The sequence below is a fragment of the Bacteroidota bacterium genome, from assembly GCA_016713925.1.
Lineage (GTDB): Bacteria > Bacteroidota > Bacteroidia > AKYH767-A > OLB10 > JAJTFW01.
In genome coordinates, this window is the sequence record JADJOH010000002.1 from 435,238 (window position 1) to 453,577 (window position 18,340).

At 41.0% G+C, this 18,340-nt stretch carries 21 protein-coding genes, 1 tRNA gene and 3 pseudogenes; 11 read left to right on the top strand and 14 right to left on the bottom strand.

Annotated features, from left to right (window positions below):
* Nucleotides 1–47 precede the first annotated feature (47 nt).
* The 4 genes and pseudogenes from IPJ86_01815 (at nucleotide 48) to IPJ86_01830 (ending at nucleotide 2,953) form a co-directional block, all read left to right on the top strand.
* On the top strand, nucleotides 48–1,451 hold the full coding sequence (locus IPJ86_01815) for a hypothetical protein (protein MBK7886071.1): 1,404 nt from the start codon (nucleotides 48–50) through the stop codon (nucleotides 1,449–1,451).
* A gap of 40 nt (nucleotides 1,452–1,491) precedes the next feature.
* On the top strand, nucleotides 1,492–1,776 hold the full coding sequence (locus IPJ86_01820; protein ID MBK7886072.1) for a T9SS type A sorting domain-containing protein: 285 nt from the start codon (nucleotides 1,492–1,494) through the stop codon (nucleotides 1,774–1,776).
* A gap of 45 nt (nucleotides 1,777–1,821) precedes the next feature.
* The gene (locus IPJ86_01825) at nucleotides 1,822–2,316 is read left to right on the top strand and encodes a GNAT family N-acetyltransferase (GenBank protein MBK7886073.1); all 495 of its coding nucleotides are present in this window, start codon (nucleotides 1,822–1,824) and stop codon (nucleotides 2,314–2,316) included.
* Between the two features lie 123 nt (nucleotides 2,317–2,439).
* A pseudogene (locus IPJ86_01830) lies at nucleotides 2,440–2,953 on the top strand (gamma carbonic anhydrase family protein).
* A gap of 241 nt (nucleotides 2,954–3,194) precedes the next feature.
* Here IPJ86_01830 and IPJ86_01835 read toward each other — a convergent pair.
* From IPJ86_01835 to IPJ86_01860, 6 genes are all read right to left on the bottom strand, one after another.
* A complete protein-coding gene (locus IPJ86_01835) occupies nucleotides 3,195–3,872 on the bottom strand; it encodes a T9SS type A sorting domain-containing protein (GenBank protein ID MBK7886074.1) in 678 nt (225 codons plus the stop codon).
* Complete coding sequence (locus tag IPJ86_01840) at nucleotides 3,794–4,525, bottom strand: hypothetical protein (protein ID MBK7886075.1); 732 nt, start codon at nucleotides 4,523–4,525, stop codon at nucleotides 3,794–3,796. The genes IPJ86_01835 and IPJ86_01840 overlap by 79 nt, the downstream gene beginning before the upstream one ends.
* 82 nt (nucleotides 4,526–4,607) lie before the next feature.
* A complete protein-coding gene (locus tag IPJ86_01845) occupies nucleotides 4,608–4,955 on the bottom strand; it encodes a hypothetical protein (GenBank protein MBK7886076.1) in 348 nt (115 codons plus the stop codon).
* Between the two features lie 67 nt (nucleotides 4,956–5,022).
* Complete coding sequence (locus tag IPJ86_01850) at nucleotides 5,023–5,184, bottom strand: SBBP repeat-containing protein (protein ID MBK7886077.1); 162 nt, start codon at nucleotides 5,182–5,184, stop codon at nucleotides 5,023–5,025.
* Nucleotides 5,185–5,339: 155 nt separating this feature from the next.
* Nucleotides 5,340–5,624 carry a hypothetical protein gene (locus tag IPJ86_01855; protein ID MBK7886078.1) on the bottom strand — a complete coding sequence of 95 codons (285 nt, stop codon included), beginning with the start codon at nucleotides 5,622–5,624 and terminating at the stop codon, nucleotides 5,340–5,342.
* A gap of 340 nt (nucleotides 5,625–5,964) precedes the next feature.
* Entirely contained in the window at nucleotides 5,965–6,108 is a 144-nt protein-coding gene (locus tag IPJ86_01860) for a hypothetical protein (protein ID MBK7886079.1), read from the bottom strand.
* Here IPJ86_01860 and IPJ86_01865 point away from each other — a divergent pair.
* From IPJ86_01865 to IPJ86_01880, 4 genes and pseudogenes are all read left to right on the top strand, one after another.
* Nucleotides 6,044–6,661: pseudogene (locus tag IPJ86_01865) on the top strand (MotA/TolQ/ExbB proton channel family protein). The gene IPJ86_01860 and the pseudogene IPJ86_01865 overlap by 65 nt on opposite strands.
* Nucleotides 6,658–7,389: a biopolymer transporter ExbD gene (locus IPJ86_01870; protein MBK7886080.1), complete on the top strand. Its 732-nt coding sequence runs from the start codon at nucleotides 6,658–6,660 to the stop codon at nucleotides 7,387–7,389. The pseudogene IPJ86_01865 and the gene IPJ86_01870 overlap by 4 nt, the downstream one beginning before the upstream one ends.
* Entirely contained in the window at nucleotides 7,386–7,559 is a 174-nt protein-coding gene (locus IPJ86_01875) for a hypothetical protein (GenBank protein MBK7886081.1), read from the top strand. The genes IPJ86_01870 and IPJ86_01875 overlap by 4 nt, the downstream gene beginning before the upstream one ends.
* 124 nt (nucleotides 7,560–7,683) lie before the next feature.
* Nucleotides 7,684–7,917, top strand: coding sequence for an energy transducer TonB (locus IPJ86_01880; protein MBK7886082.1), 234 nt, complete (start codon nucleotides 7,684–7,686; stop codon nucleotides 7,915–7,917).
* A 351-nt stretch (nucleotides 7,918–8,268) separates the two neighbouring features.
* Here IPJ86_01880 and IPJ86_01885 read toward each other — a convergent pair whose 3' ends face one another.
* From IPJ86_01885 to IPJ86_01905, 5 genes are all read right to left on the bottom strand, one after another.
* On the bottom strand, nucleotides 8,269–9,276 hold the full coding sequence (locus tag IPJ86_01885) for a hypothetical protein (GenBank protein MBK7886083.1): 1,008 nt from the start codon (nucleotides 9,274–9,276) through the stop codon (nucleotides 8,269–8,271).
* Nucleotides 9,277–9,448: 172 nt separating this feature from the next.
* Nucleotides 9,449–9,967, bottom strand: coding sequence for a T9SS type A sorting domain-containing protein (locus tag IPJ86_01890; GenBank protein MBK7886084.1), 519 nt, complete (start codon nucleotides 9,965–9,967; stop codon nucleotides 9,449–9,451).
* Nucleotides 9,968–10,074: 107 nt separating this feature from the next.
* Nucleotides 10,075–10,389, bottom strand: coding sequence for a hypothetical protein (locus IPJ86_01895; protein ID MBK7886085.1), 315 nt, complete (start codon nucleotides 10,387–10,389; stop codon nucleotides 10,075–10,077).
* 290 nt (nucleotides 10,390–10,679) lie between these two features.
* Nucleotides 10,680–11,348, bottom strand: a complete 669-nt coding sequence (locus tag IPJ86_01900; GenBank protein MBK7886086.1) for a hypothetical protein — start codon at nucleotides 11,346–11,348, stop codon at nucleotides 10,680–10,682.
* A 231-nt stretch (nucleotides 11,349–11,579) separates the two neighbouring features.
* Nucleotides 11,580–11,654, bottom strand: a tRNA-Val gene (locus IPJ86_01905).
* Between the two features lie 310 nt (nucleotides 11,655–11,964).
* Between IPJ86_01905 and IPJ86_01910 the strand changes: the two genes are divergently transcribed.
* Both IPJ86_01910 and IPJ86_01915 read left to right on the top strand, forming a co-directional pair.
* Nucleotides 11,965–12,657 (top strand): SprB repeat-containing protein, encoded by a 693-nt coding sequence (locus IPJ86_01910; protein MBK7886087.1) that lies wholly within the window; start codon nucleotides 11,965–11,967, stop codon nucleotides 12,655–12,657.
* A gap of 25 nt (nucleotides 12,658–12,682) precedes the next feature.
* Nucleotides 12,683–13,024: a T9SS type A sorting domain-containing protein gene (locus tag IPJ86_01915; GenBank protein MBK7886088.1), complete on the top strand. Its 342-nt coding sequence runs from the start codon at nucleotides 12,683–12,685 to the stop codon at nucleotides 13,022–13,024.
* An 8-nt stretch (nucleotides 13,025–13,032) separates the two neighbouring features.
* Here the strand turns inward: IPJ86_01915 and IPJ86_01920 are convergent.
* Nucleotides 13,033–14,321 (bottom strand): annotated as a pseudogene (locus IPJ86_01920) (bifunctional folylpolyglutamate synthase/dihydrofolate synthase).
* 175 nt (nucleotides 14,322–14,496) lie between these two features.
* On the opposite strand from IPJ86_01920, the gene IPJ86_01925 reads away from it, so the two are divergent.
* The gene (locus IPJ86_01925; protein ID MBK7886089.1) at nucleotides 14,497–15,336 is read left to right on the top strand and encodes a DUF4349 domain-containing protein; all 840 of its coding nucleotides are present in this window, start codon (nucleotides 14,497–14,499) and stop codon (nucleotides 15,334–15,336) included.
* 115 nt (nucleotides 15,337–15,451) lie between these two features.
* Here IPJ86_01925 and IPJ86_01930 read toward each other — a convergent pair whose 3' ends face one another.
* Nucleotides 15,452–16,597 (bottom strand): lycopene cyclase, encoded by a 1,146-nt coding sequence (locus IPJ86_01930; protein ID MBK7886090.1) that lies wholly within the window; start codon nucleotides 16,595–16,597, stop codon nucleotides 15,452–15,454.
* A 34-nt stretch (nucleotides 16,598–16,631) separates the two neighbouring features.
* Nucleotides 16,632–18,284 carry a T9SS type A sorting domain-containing protein gene (locus IPJ86_01935; protein ID MBK7886091.1) on the bottom strand — a complete coding sequence of 551 codons (1,653 nt, stop codon included), beginning with the start codon at nucleotides 18,282–18,284 and terminating at the stop codon, nucleotides 16,632–16,634.
* Nucleotides 18,285–18,340 lie beyond the last annotated feature (56 nt).

An 18,340-nucleotide genomic window follows, 5' to 3' on the forward strand; every position in this document is an offset into this window, starting at 1 on the left:
ATCTGACAATTTGCGTTAAGCGATTGTTCCTCAGCATTTCCCCAACTATGACACCGACCAAAACCCTAAGTTATCAACGGCATTTCACCGCCGCTTTAAGGGTACCGGCGGTTTTATTGGCCATGATCGTTTTTTCATTAAAAATAAATGCCCAATCCTCCTATTGGTACGGAAGCCTGCATTCGCACTCTGAGTACTCGGATGGAAATATGGGCAACGATCCCGACTATCACGATGTCAAATCCTGCTTTGAATATATCCAACAAAACACTTTGAATGTAAATTACTGGGGAATCTCTGATCATAATCATAGTGGTGCCGGCATGGCTATAGCCGATTATCATAAAGGTGTATTACAGGCCGATTCTGTGAATCAGGATAATGTGTTTACCAGTTTCTATGGAATGGAATGGGGCGTCATCAGCACCGGTGGTCATGTTATTGTTCATGGAATCGATAGTTTGATTGGATGGGATAACGGCAACTATGATATTTTCAACGGGCAGTCGGACTATGGCGGTTTATTTGACAAAGTAGCACGACGCGGCAAGTCAGCTTTCGCTTATCTGGGGCGTATGGAAGATACAGATTTTGGCAATTTACTGCAAGTGCCTTATAACGCAACCTGGGATTCCGCTATCGTTGGACTTGCACTAAGAAACGGTCCTGCATTCTCGACAGACACTACATATAGCAGCCTTCCCTCCTACAATTACTTTGATCGCTATCTCGATCTTCTTAAAAAAGGGTACCATGTGGCACCCGGAATCGACCATGACAACCATTACATTGTTTTCGGAAGGACTCATCCCGGGAGAACTGTTGTCATTTCGGATAGCCTTAACCGTGAGAGTCTGTTATCTGCATTTAAAAGAAGAAGTTTTTACGCTTCTGATGACTGGAATGCACGTGTCGAATTTTCGATCAATGGATTTGGCATGGGAAGTATTTGTTCCGGACCGGACAATCCTGAAATCAAATTATATGTTTCTGATGCCGATGGAGAGTCCATTACCTGGCTGCGGATATGGGTGGGAGTTCCGGGAAGCGGGCTCATGGCCTCCTCCATCGTTTCCATGCAGGGGCCGGGCTCTGACTCACTGCAGTTTATAAATTCAATCATTCCCGGACAAACATTCTATTATTTTGCTGAGATCACAGAGGCCGATGGGGATAAAATATGGACAGCGCCCATCTGGTACACACGTAGTGGAAATCCACCGGCGTTTGAGCTGCTGAGTTTTACTGCACAGCGCATAGGGAATCAAGCTTTGTTAAAATGGTCAACGGCCAATGAATTTAACCTCGACCGGTTCGATATCGAAAAATCCACCAACACCTTGCTCTTTACTACAGCAGGAAATGTAAATCCTACGGGCAACCTGGGTCAAATCGCCAATTATACCGGACCGATCCTCAAACACTCGACACCAGCACTTACTATCGTTTAAATATTTTGACAATGCCGGGCTTTCACAATTTTCGCAAATCATGAGAGTTGATCCCGAATCCCCTGCGTCCGGTGTCAGCATCTACCCCAATCCGGGAGGAAATGAAAACAGCATCATTTCGGTAAGCCACAACCGTGAAGAACCCTTTCGGATGGAGATCTTCAGTGCTGACGGGAAATTAGTTGAACAATCTGTTTTTCTTGCCGCGGAAGGCATCATTTATCTGACCTTACCTGCAGATAAACTTAGCCGGGGCATTTATACCATACGCATCACCAACAGTGATTATAGCTTCAATGAGTCTAACCGTTTTAACCGACAGTAACATGAACTACCTCTTCGAAACCACACGATGCAGGATGCGAGAGAGATGCAGCTCGAAGATGGATCCGTATTCTATGAATTGAATCTGGATCCCGATGTTTTAAAATACACAGGTGATGAGCCCTTCAAAAGTGTAGAAGAGGCCACCACTTTTTTAAAGAACTACGACGTATACCGGAAATACGGAATGGGAAGATGGGTAGTGGAAAGAAAAGAAGACGGAGTTATCCTCGGCTGGTGCGGATTAAAATTTCTTGTAGACGAACAGGAAGTTGATATCGGCTATCGTTTTTTCCGCAAGTACTGGGGAAAAGGTTACGCGTCTGAAACCGCTTGCGCCAGCATTGACTATGGCTTTAACACGCTCAAGCTGGCGCGCATCATCGGACGATCAGCAGTGGCCAACCTCGCCTCGGTACGGGTCCTCGAAAAATGCGGACTCAAGTTCGAAAAATTCTCCGATGCCCTCGGTGAAGAAACCGTACAGCATGCGATTACGAAAGCAGAGTATGTAGCTTACAGAAAGATGCAGGAGGCGTGATGTGAGCACAGAAATGAGCATGTAAATGAGCGAAGCAGAAAACATTTTGTAAAACAAATAGAAATCACTGCCGAAAAGCTAAACCCATGAAACCCTAGAAAAAAAACAGAAAATAAAAAATTTATGGCACTCATCAAACCCGTACACGGTATTCATCCCTCCTTCGGCAACGACTGCTTCCTTGCTGAAAATGCAACGGTTGTCGGACAAGTTACTATGGGAGATAATTGCAGCGTTTGGTTTAATGCCGTGGTGAGGGGTGATGTCAATACGATTTCAATCGGCAATAAAGTGAATATTCAGGATGGAGCGATAATACACTGCACCTATCAAAAAAGCGAAAACGGTGATCGGTAATAATGTTTCCATCGGACACAATGCTCTTGTGCATGGTTGCACTTTACATGATAATGTATTGGTAGGAATGGGCGCGATTGTGATGGATCATGCTGTTGTTCATTCCATTCTATCATTGCCGCAGGGCGGTGGTCCGGAAAATACGATTGTGGAAGAGGGATGTATTTATGCCGGTGTCCCTGCGAAGAAAGTAAAGAGCATTAATGCGGAACAGACGAAGCAGTTGATTGAAGGGATTGCGAATAATTATGTGATGTATGCGAAGTGGTTTGAGGATTAACTACTTTGCTTCCGGCTGCGAGCTACCGGCTACCGGCCTGCTGCTGCTAGCTTCTTGCTGCTGGCTCCTTGCTTTTTTGAGGGCATGATAATACTAAACACTAGAATATAGTTTACAGCGCCTCGTAAAATTCCTTGCGACTCAGCTCCCGATAGCTATTGGGAGCTGCGAGACACCTTAAATCAAGAAGCCTCGGTAATTTCTGTTGAAAAACTAATTGAGTATCGAAGAAAATCTCTTTCTATTTAATTATTTTTAGTCTGAATACCGGTGTTTGAGGACTGGTGCAAATAAGTTGATAGATGCCCGGGCTGAGGTTTTCTTTGGATATGAGGGTGGTGGTGTTTACTATTTCAGCAGCTACAATTTTCTTTCCCTGCATATCGATGAGTTCGTAGCGATCATAGTTCTTATCCTCCTGTTGGTAGATGATCCATTCCGTTGATGTGTTGCCGATAAGAAGTGGTCCGGAGTTGTTCATCTCCCCTATTCCTACACCTGTTAAATCAACGACCTGGCAAATGGTATCTGTAAAACAATCGTTGCGCACCACCAGACAAATAGTCCAAACACTATCGTTGGCATAGCTATGCGTTGGATTCGTATTGATAGAGTCGAGGTTTCCATCTCCGAAATTCCAGAGGAAGGAGGTATAACCGGAAGAAGTATTGCCGAAATTTACTGTGAGTTGATTGGTTGAAAGTGAAAACCCCGCTTGTGCCGGCGGTATCACTTGCAGCAGAATTGAATCCGTACTGATACATCCACTCACATTCAACTGACATATAAACTGCACCGTTTGTAATCCCGTAAAAACAGGATCAGGAATACTATCATTGTCTAATCCACTGGCGGGCGTCCAGAATATTGCGCTCCGGGATAGGATGTTGCATTCAATTGAATTAAATCTCCGGAACAAACAATGGTATCAGTTCCAATATTCAGCGGCAAATTGGTGACATAGAGTACCACCGTATCCAGCACCACACATCCATTGTAAACGGCAGAGGCGATATAGGTAGTTGTCATTCTCGGAGTGGCGTTAAGGTTAGGTCCTACAAAATTGGGAAGAGCAATGGTGTCGTTATCTGCCCACCAGGTAAATTTGACTAAACTCCCGGAAGGATTGGCGATTCCCTGCAACTGCACAAACGAACCGCAAGCTACTGTATCGCTCCCGTTCACATTCACATTCATCGTAAAACCATTATCCGGAATGGAATCAAATCGGAATAAAACGTAAGCTCCTGTAGAAGGTGCGTTGAACACATAGGGATACACTGTCACTGTTCCATCTCCCGCTCCTCCCGAAACATGCACTCTTCCGAGCGGATCTACATCAACTCCGTAAAAATAAATATCACCTCCGCCTCCCGTATTGCTTATCCCACCGCGCAACCATTGAATCACGCCTAAGGTATCATAAACTGCAACGAATGTATGCGTCGAACCCACTGATCCGAGATGATCAAACGTCACCTGATTCGCATAGGCCTGACCGATAGTAACGACTTTTCCTTCGCGATAAGTGATATGACCGGGAAAAGGATAAAATGTATCGATGTTCCCCAAACGAACAAAGGAAGCTTGTCCTGCCGGATTGATTTTAACCAGAAAGGAACTCGTATAATTTGGTGTTTCAATTGTATCCCCGTTAAAAATCCCCCAGGCTCACGACTCCCATCGCATAGGTATTTCCATTTTCATCCATGGCCACATCGTAGCCTGCTACGTCCGGACCTCCTCCATAATATGCTTCCAGCGGATAGAGCCATCGTTCATTTCCGACACTGTCATACTGTGCCACAAATCCCTGATAACTGAACTGAACATCCTTGTATAAATGAGTGAACGATCCAAACGTGAAGACCTGATTATCTGCACTCGTTTGGCCGGTGATAGCAACATTGCCGTTCAAATCTACTGCAATACCGATGGGACTTTCATCCTGCGTAGGTGTTCCGCAGGCCTTCAGCCATCGCGTTTGTCCTTGCGGGTTCAATGAAAAAGTAAAGCTTGCGCATAGCTGTTCAAACCTACATACACGCCATTGTCCACCGAATCCGTATTCACGATGAACCTACTCCTTCAAAAGTTCCCGTCACATAGATATTTCCGGATGCATCGACTGCAATGGCCCGACCATGATCATCGAAAGTAAATGTTGAACCGATATTTCTTGAACCAAAACCTTTTAAAAGTGTGCCGGTACCCATCGAATCATATCTCACTAAAAACCTTCCGCATAATTATCGCTGTACACGGTATCCATGCCCACTAACAATGTATCATCCGAATGCCTTCCGGTATAATAAATATTTTTTGTGCATCCACCACCATATCAAAAATGGTTGTGGTTGTGAAAGAGCCTCCGCTATTTTGGAGACTAATTCCATTCATCAATCGTATCAATTCGAAATGACGAGTCGAGGAACGCCACCCAAGTTGTCAATGCAGCACCGGGCGGTGAAAAGACGGTATCCCCATCCATGGCAAAATAGGGGTTGGTATAAATTCCGCCAAGCACCACCTGATGATCATCGGTACAATGCACCCAATTCGCGAAACCGGGGCCGTTTTTAAAACCGGTGGCACTATGACATGACTGCGCCTGCACAGAAAAGTTAGCTAGAAACTGCAGGATGACAATAAGTGATATAATTTTTTTCATTGGAATAAATTTAAGCGAAGTTAAAGATGTACAATTGATTTATTGATATACCTTCTCCCTTCAATCACCCTTCACTGCTTCGATGCTATTGAAGTTATAGCCACCGTAAGAGCCCTTAAATAACAAAGTACTCCTTTTTAAAGAGGTGATCAGCAAGCAACCGGGCTCCGGGACTTAAACAATAATCTAAAAGCCGGGCACGTTTATCCTTGAATCCTTGTTAACAGTGTTGTGTTAGCAATTGCATCCACCTTAAAAAAAGCCCCAGATAGCGGAATTCTACCTTTACACATTCTTAATCTTAGCTAATTCCACTATCCTATGTCATTACTACTTCAGATTACCCAGGAGCAGGCACTCTGGCTGATTCTGCCGCAACTGCCACTGCTCCGCTTACAAGTGCTCCTGTTGAGCAAAGTATGTCATTTTTTGAAATGGCCGTTAAGGGAGGTCCCATTCTCATTCCGATTGGGATATTGAGCATACTCGCCATTTACATTTTCTTCGAAAGATTATTTGTCATACTGAAGTTCAGTCGACTTGATCAAAATTTTATGAATCAGATCCGCGATCAGGTGCATCAGGGAAATGTTCAGGCGGCACGTAGCCTCTGCAAAGCAACAGATAACCCGATAGCACGGATGATCGACAAAGGATTGGCGCGTTTAGGGAAAAACCCATTCGCGAAATTGAATCCGCGATAGAGAATCAAGGGAAACTGGAGGTCTTCACGATGGAAAAAATCTTGGCTTCCTCGGAACAATAGCTGGTATAGTCTGATGTTTGGTTTTCTTGGAACCATCTTCGGAGTAATCAAAATTTTCTATCAGATCTCGTTGCAAAACAGTCTGGAGATTGACACTATTTCCGGTGGATTGTATGTAAAGATGATCTCCTCTGCATCGGGTCTGCTGGTGGGAATGATCGCCTACTCTTGTTATCATTATCTGGTACAACGTGTGGATCGTGTTATCAATAAGATGGAGATTAATGCAGTTCAATTTATTGACCTCCTCGAAGAACCTGTTAAGCCATGAACCTGCGCCGACGACAAAAAGCCGCTTCAGAAGTATATAGTCATTCGCTGAATGATATTATGTTCTTGCTGCTGCTCTTCTTCCTGATTACCTCTACGCTCGCCACTCCTTCGGTGCTGAAGTTGCTGCTCCCGAATTCAAAGACCGGCATTCAAAGTATGAAGCATCCTATCGTAATAGCAGTGACACCTGATTTGCAATTTGTGGTGAACAAAGATATCGTTCCACGAGAGGGTGTTGAAGCAGCCGTGATGGCAGCCGTAGCAGGTCAGGTTGATCCTACCGCCTTACTGAAAGTAGATAAAACAGTACCCTGGCAAGAAGTTGTTTTTCTCCTCGACATTGGCAACAAGAATAAAATAAAAATGGTGGCCGCTACTAATCTCACTCAAACAACAGCAGCAGTAATGAAATCGTATCAATACCGTTCGCTTGCTTTAACTGTGCTGATTCATGCGGCTATTCTGGCTTTGCTGATGTTGTTTTATATTTCCTCTCCTATTCCACCCTGGGAAGAAGGGTTGGCAGGCGGAGGTGGCGGTGGCAGCTTCGTGGAATTTGGTGAACTTGAATTTAATGATGTTCCGCCGGTTCCAACACCCTCCTCGTCTGAACAGGCTTTAACAAAAGAGGAAGAAGATGAATTGCTGACATCCGATATTGAAGAAACAGTAAGTGTCGAACAGCCGGACAAGAAAAAACAGAGAAGAAGGAAGAGAAAATTGTGAAGAAAGAAGTGAAGAAGAATACGTCTACTCCTGTTATCAAACAACCCGAGCTGGCGAAAGTAGAAGAACGAAAAGCAGATCCGCGAAGTTTATATCCCGGTAAAAAGGTACCGGTGGCGCCCTACGGGAACACAGTCCGGCAAGGGTACGGGTGGAGAAGGAACAGGTGATGGAGGAGGAATTGGAGATGGTACGGGTCCGGGCTCTGATGGAGGAAGTGGTGGCGGAAGCGGTGGCGGAACCGGTCCGGGCCAGGGAATTGGTTTCGATTTAACGGGAAGAAATATGCGCAGTATGCCGCGACTGGAAGATCGTTCACAGGAGCAGGGAAAGATTGTTATTGAAATTATCGTCGATAAAAACGGCAATGTTCTCAGGGCAGAAGGACCAGCGCGCGGAAGCACGATCACTAACGGCACCCTTGTCCGCAAATCGAAAGAGGCAGCCATGAAAGCAAAATTTAGTCCGAGTGCAAAAGGAGTAGAAGAGCAAAAGGGAAGTATTACTTTCAATTTTATTTTGAGGTAAGGGATGGGTTGGGGGAAGAAGAATTTTCGATTTGAAAGTTTCAGTATAAACTACCTTCCAGTTTTTGGCTCTGGCTGAAAATCCATTGGGATAGGTGAGATGCATTTTATATCGATCATTTACATCAAGGGATGAATGTCTGATGTAAAACTTCTCAAATGATAGAGAGTAAAGGATGTTGAAATAAAACATGAATTAAAATTACAAACCACTAGAATGAGCGGCTTGTTTATGGGAGCAACAGAGCTTGTCATGTCGTTAGGAAAAGCAGAGACGGGACTAGATCTGTGACCATTGGCTCCTGTTATTTTAAAGTAATGTCCTTCTTTTTCATTTTAAAACTTCAAGAATTTATGCAATGAAATGGATTTTCCTTTTTAAATAATGCAACATAAATTCCATCTGAAATTGAACCCAAGTAAATTCTCCCTCGGTTGAATTAACCAACTCGCTTTTTATAAATCTCCCTCTACTGTCATAAATGATAATTTCTTCTATTTTATGAATTGATTGAAATTGAAAATAATCTTGCACAGGGTTTGGAAAGATTTGTACTTCGTTGGGTTCGATATTTTGTAAGCTTGTCCAAGTTTCACAATAATTTGAATCGGTAGAAAGACATAAATCATCCATAAAATAGTAAGCACCAATTCCATTTGTAGTCCCAAATGCTTGAATTGAGTCAGTGTTCAAATCATCAAAAAAATTACCTAAATACAAATATTGATATGTGCTATCTGCAATAAATGAAAATTGGAATGGCACCCAATTGGATGTATCTGATACAATTGTATCTATAAAAGCGGTTGCTACATTAGATGGATTTAACATGTTGAATTGAGCTTCGTAATAGATTGTTGAAAGTTTCACACCAATATTATTGGAAAAAAATTTTATCCCCTGCGGTCCTCCAAATGCAGCACTAACGTATCCTTTAAAATAATACTTTGTACCAATCTGCAAATTTTGTTTTAGCTGAACTCCTAAATATTCACGATAATTAGATAATGAAGAAAAATTTGTAATTGTATAAAAACCAACATATCCTATCCCTGATTTCGGATACTGAAAACCAAACCCATTAATTGGATTTGAAGTTTGATTTGTTGCACATGAACTTAAATAATCTGGTGAATTTGCCGATGGAAACCAGTCAGTCAAGGCATAAATTTGCTCACCATACATTCCACTTAGGTTTACAGGGCAATAAACAGTATCCTCAAAACTGGGATTAGGCACTAGATTCAATTGAGCTTCTACAAGGGTCAAATTGAAAAGCAAGACTAAAATAATCAAAGGTCGCATAGGCGTTTGTATTAAGATAATACTCAAATATAAAGAAAGATTTAATTTTTCCACTCATTAGGAATGTAAATTCCCAAGAAACGATATGAAATGCTATTCAATAATCGAGAAAATGGATAAATAGGGAGGAAATCTGCAGAGAATGATTAAGATTTATCCCAATTATTGGAGTAATTGATAAAGTACTTCACTAAAATTAAGTGGGCTCTAATTGAGTTTTAGAAGATTAATACTTTTTATAAGCAATCGCATCCTCAATTTTAAAAGCAATAAAATATAAACCAGGACTCATACCGGATGTGTTTATAGAATTTGTTCCATTTGCTAATTTAAAACTCCTTTTCATCTTTCCATCTATCGAATAAACTTGTGCATCTACATCACGCTCTAATTTTAAAATTATTGTGATAAAACTTCCTATAGTTGCAAGAGTTGGGAAAACATCTATTAATTGAGAAATATTATAAGGTTGTGCAATCCCCTGTAAAGAGTCGAGTGGAATAAGCGAAACTTTATCTATATAATAATATGAGCTATTATTTACTCCATTTCCATTATCTGCATCTACAACTGTCGTATTGCTGCTATCTTTAAAATTACCAATGGTTAAATACTTTTCTCCACCTTGAGCGGTAAAGACTCCTGAAATCCTAGTCCAGCTAAGGCTGTCTGTAATAATATTACCCTGTGGGTTTTCAACCTGTGGCAGATAAGGTAAATAATAACAACCCGTATTTATTGGCAATAGAGTGCTTAAATGAGCACCAATATCATCTGTAGCAAGAGAAAATTGATTTGCACGGGAAACATAAAATTCTAAGAAATAATCTTTATTGAATAATAGTGTATCATTTAACTCAATACAAATATATTCTCTTGTTGTTGTGCCATCGTGGCATAAAGTCCAATATAAGCAATTCCATCATAAGGTAATTGATAACCAGCAGGGTTTTGAAATGCGGAAGTTCCACAAGTCGGGCTTGCACCATAGTAATAATCGGGTGTGCAATTTGTTGGAGTAAACCAAGGAAAACCTACATTAGGGTAATAACTGAAACTATCGCAATTCAATGTATCCTCAAAACTCGGATTCGGTACTAAATTTATTTGAGCCCGTGTTTGAGTGTTAATGAAAATAAAAGCAATCAATAATAGTAACGTCTTCATGTTTTCTCTCTTAAAATTTTAAGAATTTATGTACTGAAATGGATTTTTCTTTTTGAATAATGCAACATACATTCCCTCTCACAGTGAACTCAAGTTAATTCGTCCTTCGGTTGAATTAAACTTTTTACTTTCTATCCATCTACCTCTACTGTCATATAAAATAATTTCGTCTATTTTATGAATGGATTGAAATTGGAAATAATCCTGTACAGGGTTAGGAAAAATTTGTACTTCGTTTGGTTCTGCATTTTGCAATCCCGTCCATGTTTCGTTGTACAGTGAATCTGTACTTACACAAACATCATCAATAAAATAATATGCAGCATCTGAAATGGATTAAAAATTAAAGTGTCGGTTTGTTGAGAATCATAAAAATTACCAACACTTATATAGTTATAATTTGAATCAGCTATGAATGAACCACTTATTTTAAGCCAATTCACTGTATCAGTTAACAAAGAATCTAATTTTATATGAGCGAAATTATCCAACGGTGCAGGATTTAAAAGTGAATAAAAGTTAGTAAAAAACCTTAATCCAATATTATTACTAAAAAATCCTATTGGATTCTTTTCTGCTGAAACCGTAAAAAAAGAAAAATAATATTTTGTGCCTATTTGTAATTGTGTTGTTAATTCGGAACCAATATATTCTCTATAATTATTTCCAGTAGGTGAATTATTCTTACGGTATGTTGCTACACCAACGTAGGCTAAACCAGAATTTGCATATTGAAAACCAAATGAAGTATTAGGTGTTGTAATACCACTAACTGGACTGCAAGCATTATAATAATCAGGTGAATTTCGATATGACGACCATCCTAAGCAAGCATCCATTTGATCAAGAAACTGTGGACACACCACTGTATCCTCAAAACTCGGATTAGGTACAAGGTTTACTTGACCCCACGCTGGACTGGAGCAATAAAGCACTATAAGAAGCAGAGTATTGCGCATTTAAAAATGACTTTAGTGATTAATCAAAGTTATATTAAATCACGTATATTTTATAATTTTAAGGAATCAATGGTATATCTGAAATAACCTATTAAACCTAATTAGGTAAGTGGTTATAGGATGTAAAATATAACATTTAAAATAGGGAGATGCACTTAATACTTTATGCAAGTTTTGTGGAAACGAAAAAGGGTTACTGCCATTTTCGACAGTAACCCTTTGAAATTGAAGTGGGAGCAACAGGGTTCGAACCTGTGACCCTCTGCTTGTAAGGCAGATGCTCTGAACCAGCTGAGCTATGCTCCCTTTGTTAATTGGGACTGCAAAAATAGGTATGTACGGGATATCACCCAAATAAATATGGAAAATGTATGTTAATTATTGATTATCAACTGCTAGCGAATTTGTTTTTTGGTTTGTTATCCTTATTTTGGCTCCTTAAAGCTTAAAAAATCATGAAAAGCACCCCCTGTCTAATGAAATCGGTTCGTCGATTCGCTGTTTTCTTATTGCTCAATGTTGTATTCAATCCGTTAGCTTCCGCTCAAACCATTTGTAATCCGGTGGGAAATATTTTTATCGTTTCCAACTATGATGGGGTACACTCAATATCGTGGTGGATGTAAATATCCCCAATCTTAAAATAGGTGTGGTGAGCTACGAAGCTATCGCTATCAATATTTCGGGTGCATTCTCCGGGAATGTGTCGGAAGTGCGCTATGCCGGTTACAATAGTCAGAATAATAATAATTGTTCCCTAACAATCCCAACTACTGTAATTACCGGTGTTCCCGGAACCGCACAAACCAGTATTTCTTTCGCTCCTCCGGCACCTACTGCTAATCCCAATGGCAATTCATCTATTATTTGCGCTTATGATTGCGATACGCTAACCAGTCAGGGTGGATGCAATACGGTGGATCAGGTGGAGGATTATTTCCTGCAGGTATTTTCTGGTGGTTCTGTGTATGCTCACCGTACTCAATATAATTGTTACCAAGGTCAAGTGTTGCTTTCCAATGCAGGTAACTGTTGTGCATCACCGCAACCGGCAATTTCTATTGCAGTCAGCTCGGTGAATGCTTCCTGCTTCGGTGTATGTGATGGTTCTGCAACCGTGGTGCCTTCCGGAGGAGTTCCACCATTTACCTATCAATGGAGTAATGGTCCATCAACAGCGGATTATGATAGCCTTTGCGCCGGAATTTATTTTGTAACCGTTACAGATTCCACCGGACTCAGCACAGGTCAATCCGTTTCGATTGTTGCACCCAATGCTTTAGCGGGGACTTTCTATTACTGCAGATAATGGCACCTGTAATGGCGCGATTACTTTGAATCCCGCCGGAGGTAACGGTGCCCCATATACATTCTCCTGGGACGATACATTTTGTGTGGCAGTGCCTTTGTCAGTGGGAATAAATGATATAAACGGAGATGAAGCTGCGTTTATTTACCCGAATCCGAGTATCGATGGTGTAATTGTAATTAAGGATGTAGACATTTCTGATCTCATCGTTGTTGATATGAAAGGAAGGATCGTTGACGTTGAAATTTTGAAAGCTGAGCGTGATGCCTGCATGATTCAATTGTCTGAGTCGGGAATTTATCAGTGCAGATGGCGTTCGGAAAATAACATGAGGGTTGCCCGTGTAATTGTACAAAAACAACGTTGAGGGGATTCTTAAACCACTTCTGCTACAGTGAATGTGCTTCCTCCTACGAAGATCAGATCTTTGTTTGATGCTTCGTTTTTTGCAGCGTTCAGAGCAGCATTCACACTTGAATAACTTAATCCTTTTAACCCGGAACGTTCTGCCATCTCTCGCAAAAGCTCAGCATTTAATCCTCTCGGAATATCTGCCTTGCAAAAATAATAGGTGGCTTCAACAGGTAACTGATCCAGCATTTTACTGAGGTCCTTGTCTTCTACCACACCAAGAACAAAATGTAAGCGTTGATAAGTTAGACTTTCTATCATTTCCAGCACCTCCTTCCAGCCGTCTTCGTTATGTCCGGTATCACAGATGATTAAGGGTTGTCGGGAAAGGATCTGCCAGCGTCCTTTAACCCCGTATTTCCTTTCACATCAGCCAGCCCTTTTCGGATATGCTCATCCGTTATATGTAGTTCTTCCCTTACTAGATCCAATGCGTGCAGAACCGTTAGAATGTTCTTTAGTTGATATTTTCCGTTGAGGTCGCAGGAGAGTGTTTCCAGATAAGGTTGTCCATCTTTGAAAACGTTGAAATATAATTTATCGTCAAGTAAATCATGTTTTACTACCTCTAAGCTGAAATGATCATTTGCAAAATGAATCGGAGCGTTTTCTTTAGCTGCTTGTTGGTTAAAAACAAAATTAGTGACGAGGTTGGATTCGCCAATCACCACAGGCACTCCACTTTTAATGATACCTGCCTTTTCGCCTGCTATTTTTTCGAGTGTATCTCCCAGCAGATTCATATGATCCATTCCAATATTCGTGATAACAGATATGAAGGGTGTGATGATATTGGTAGAGTCCAGCCTTCCACCCAATCCGGTTTCTATAACGGCGATATCAGTACGCATGTGTTGGAAATAGGAAAAGGCCATGATGGTGCTCATCTCAAAAAAAGAAGGACTGATTTTATCGAATATTTTTTTATTCCCGGTGACAAAATGGGCCACCCATTCCTCGCTAACCATTTCACCGTTTGCACGAATACGCTCTCTGAAATCCTTGAGATGTGGAGAAGTATAAAGTCCGGTTCTGAAACCCGCCTCCTGAAGTACCGAAGCCAGCATATGGGAAGTGCTTCCTTTGCCGTTGGTCCCGGCAATATGAATACATCGAAGATTTTTTTCGGGATTCCCTATTGCACCTGCCAATGCTAACGTGTTATCCAGGTTCGGTTTATAAGCAGCAGGTCCTACCCGGTGAAACATCGGCAATGCCGAAAAAATATAATCAATAGTTTCCTGATAATTCACGCAGTAAAAATAGTAAACGATGAATAATGATTGATCTTCCTTCTAAATTTATATTTTTTTAAGAAAACTACAAACCACATGCTCCGCTCCTCTCGGGTTACCTTTTTACACCTTTCGTAATTAAGATAAAAGCCGCCTATACCCTACCCTTACGCCAACTTTAAACGATACAACTATGCGTAAGTTATTATGGATCGGCTTGAGCCTTGCTCTTCTGATCACTTCCTGTGGAAGTAAAACAGAAAAATCTGGTAGCATTGCTACTGAATCAGCACCAGTATCTGAAACGTACAGTTCAAGTACAGATAATAGCGCTGACAGCTCCTTATATACAGGTGCGCAGAAGGTTATCCAGCAGGCTACACTCCGGCTTCAGGTAGATTCATTGTCATCGGCTCGAAACTATCTCTCCACTGTTCTGCAGAAATATAAAGCCTACATAGCCAACGAAAATGAAAATCGTCAGTCGGGAAATCATGAAAGTACGCTAGTGATCCGGGTTCCCGGACAGTATATGGATGCCTTGATTAAAGACATCAGCAGCAAGGCGAAATTTATCGATACTAAAGATCTCAGCAGCGAAGATATCGGAATGGAATACATGGATATTGAAGCCAGACTGAAAGCAAAGCTGGAAATGGAAAATCGCTATTTACAGCTCCTGCAACGAACAGGAAAAATCAGTGAAATGCTGGAAGTAGAACAGCAACTGGGAATTGTCAGGGGTGAGATTGAGTCGATGCAGGGAAAGCTAAAATACTTCGACAACAGGGTGGCTTACGCTACACTAACGATCAGCCTATACGAAGTAGTCCCGATAAATGAATCCCCCGGATTAACCTTTTTCTCGCGTGCAGCATATTCCTTCTCCAATGGTCTCCAGTTGATTCAGGAGATGGTGTTATTGGCCATCAATATCTGGCCACTATTTCTTATCGTTGGAATTGCCTTTACAATTCTGCTCGTGCAAAAAAAGAAAAAGGTCGCATTAAACTACACCGGCGATAGTAAATAACCTTGAGTTTTCAGAAATTGATTTTACTAAGGGTTTAATCACATCCTTCCTGTGAAATGATTCCAACTGAAAAATGTTTGTTTAGGAAATAGTATCTTATCGTTAAACCATGTCCTTACAACCGGAAATACCTGTTCATTACCGCCCGAAGAAAAGGCGCATGCGGAAACCGATTGATAATTCGTAATTCTTCTGCAAGGGAAGTTTCTTCATCCAGAAAACGGAAGATATCCGTCACTTTGTTCTTGCTGTACATCGACGTAAAGATCTCTTCACCTCTTTCATTTTGATGAAACAAAACATCGAGAAAAATACGATCATAAAACCGGAATCGGGGTTTCGTTAAGGTAAATGATGGCGATTGGCCACTCTTGATGGCAGCTACAATGCGTTCAGCATACTTCTTTCCATTGTAGAAGGAATAACCTGAAGAAGGTTTCACCCATCCACCGGCGGTTCCAATCTTTGTAATCCTTTGCGTATGGTGTTTGTGAAATGGATAATCACTCATGGGAATGATACCCATCTCCGTTTCTGTAATGGTATAATTTCCGATGCCCGGAATGGCAGACATATACTTCTTCAAAATTTCATCATACTCTTCTTCTCGGATTAAATCCGGAGTAAATAGTGTGAACTCCACTAAGGCCCGGTAAGGTGTGGACGGCAGGACATAAATGAAACTGCTGGTTCCCGCTTTTCGCAGCCTGTAATCCATCATTACAAATTGTTCAGGATGAAAGACCGGTGCTTCGCTCTCTATCATCCATCCTTTAAAATGCTGTAGAATCTTTGTTGACTTTTTATCTGTCGCAAAAGCCGGATCTATCCGACTGTCAAAAACATGTCTGGCAGAAAAGACACCTATGCCGGTCTCTACTTGTACATTTTCTCCTTCCTTTAGATGCAACACTTCAGCCTGGATCCTGGTAAAATTTGAAGCTGATTCAATTTTCTGCTTTGCATAAGCATAAAAATCGCCTGAACGAAGCATCTTATACCTATAAGGTTTTAAATTCAACTCAATTTGAGCTGTGCTGCTCAAAAACAAACCTCTCTCCCAGCTTTTGTAAAGCAAATGATCATATCGCCCACTACCCTTCTCCCAATAGCACCAGGTATTATCGTTACTTACTTTTTCTTCCTTGTCGATGAGCAACACTTGTTTATCCTGAAAAAAGAATCTTCCAGCATCGACAATGCCAACTGCAATCCCTGCCCCTGTTCCCACAATAGCAAAATCAAATAGTTTTGGAATCATAACTGCCGGAAGTACCTGTTTTTTTAATTTATTGCTAATACGAAATTAATATATGATGTGAACAATCATAAAAGTACAATAGTTTCACGATTCTGATTTCCTCTGAATAATTAATCCAAATATACCAATTATAAATCCATCTAAATACAAAAGCGCCCTTGCAACGAAGCAAAGGACGCTTTCGATGAATGTTCTTATTAATTTTATGAATCATACCAGACACCGATCCTTTATCGCTGATCAAACGGTAATGATAAATACCGGCACTTAATGTGGTAAAATCCATCTGTACCTGATGATCACCTGTTCTTAAAGTCCCAAGATTTTTACCGGAGACTCTTTGACCAAGGATATCATACACTTCCAATTGTATTGCAGCTGCTGACTCAAGGTAGAATGGAATAAATACCAAACCTGAAGAAGGATTCGGATAGGCGTTAGCGGTATAAATTCCGGAAACATTTGGCGTTTCAAGCGCTGTAACAAAATTATACTTTATCTGAGCTTGTTGAGCACTTCCTTGAATATCTGACAACTCATTACCGGCAATCAACGCAAATGCCACCACCACTGAATCGCCGGGAGTAATGGTGAAAGGTCCTGTACCTACTACATCAATAACATCATTTCCTGTACCTGCACCACCGGCAGTCGCACGTAAAGTAGAAAGTGCCTGATACTTTTCTCCATCGGTCATTCCATCAATCATATTGATCCCGCCGGCACCTCCACTGGTATTGTCAATTGCATAATGTGTAAAGCCACCATTGGTTAACAATTTAATACCCGCATAATATCCACCCGGATCGGTACAATAAACATAGCCCATCTTATTCGCAATATCTTCATCAGCCTTATTATTCGCATAGGTCTGAATATCCCAATCCGAGAACACACCAGCATATAGATTATTCAATGCTGTTCCTCCAGTATTGTGAATGGTATATTCAAAAATATGGAACTTCGAAAATGGCGTCGGTGTCCAGGACATCGAACGATAATTCACATCTACATTTATGGGAGATGGATTGGTGGCATCACTGAAGGTACCATAAGTATCGAAATCCGACCATTGTCCGGGATCATTTTTTTGGATCGTAACCTGAGCTTGAAAATCACTATCAGTTAAGCTGGCTGTTGCGCCACGAACATTATCAGAAACAGAATTATTGATACCAACCATGAATCCTGTTTCATAAGTCATCGTGCCATCCGAATTATAATCAAATCCTAAACCTTCGGTTTGATCTTCTCCATTATAACAAATGCGTCCCTTACTGGAATTCGTTGTAAACACATCATTGATCGTAATGTTGAGATAATCCACATTCACCGTTTGACTGTAGAATTGAAAATCATTGTAAGTACCATCCTGGAAAAGAATACGGAATTGGATCGCGGTATTCAGAGGGGCATTGGCATTTATCTTTACAACAAATGGATCAGCATTGTTATTGGTGGTGGCCATCATAGCCAGCGCTCCAACAGTAGTACTTCCATCAATAATGGTCACATAAGGAGAAGTAGAAGTCAAAGTCACCACGAGGTTAGTGGTGGCATCCAGATAATTAATGATATCACCTGTTAAGCGCATGGTATCATTCACAATCAGGATATCATCATTATTATCTGTAACAACGATATTATTCATGCGAATCGATGGTCCATTCACTGTTAATGCATTCAACAGATTAATTCGACCGGTACCGAGAAGATTCTGGTAACTGGCATTGGCAGAAAGTC

Coding starts and splice junctions, on each gene's coding strand:
- IPJ86_01815 (MBK7886071.1), top strand. CDS start 48: ATGACACCGACCAAAACCCTAAGTTATCAACGGCATTTCACCGCCGCT.
- IPJ86_01820 (MBK7886072.1), top strand. CDS start 1,492: ATGAGAGTTGATCCCGAATCCCCTGCGTCCGGTGTCAGCATCTACCCC.
- IPJ86_01825 (MBK7886073.1), top strand. CDS start 1,822: ATGCAGCTCGAAGATGGATCCGTATTCTATGAATTGAATCTGGATCCC.
- IPJ86_01855 (MBK7886078.1), bottom strand. CDS start 5,624: ATGAAAAAAATTATATCACTTATTGTCATCCTGCAGTTTCTAGCTAAC.
- IPJ86_01860 (MBK7886079.1), bottom strand. CDS start 6,108: ATGCTCAATATCCCAATCGGAATGAGAATGGGACCTCCCTTAACGGCC.
- IPJ86_01870 (MBK7886080.1), top strand. CDS start 6,658: ATGAACCTGCGCCGACGACAAAAAGCCGCTTCAGAAGTATATAGTCAT.
- IPJ86_01880 (MBK7886082.1), top strand. CDS start 7,684: ATGCCGCGACTGGAAGATCGTTCACAGGAGCAGGGAAAGATTGTTATT.
- IPJ86_01895 (MBK7886085.1), bottom strand. CDS start 10,389: ATGAAGACGTTACTATTATTGATTGCTTTTATTTTCATTAACACTCAA.
- IPJ86_01900 (MBK7886086.1), bottom strand. CDS start 11,348: ATGCGCAATACTCTGCTTCTTATAGTGCTTTATTGCTCCAGTCCAGCG.
- IPJ86_01925 (MBK7886089.1), top strand. CDS start 14,497: ATGCGTAAGTTATTATGGATCGGCTTGAGCCTTGCTCTTCTGATCACT.
- IPJ86_01930 (MBK7886090.1), bottom strand. CDS start 16,597: ATGATTCCAAAACTATTTGATTTTGCTATTGTGGGAACAGGGGCAGGG.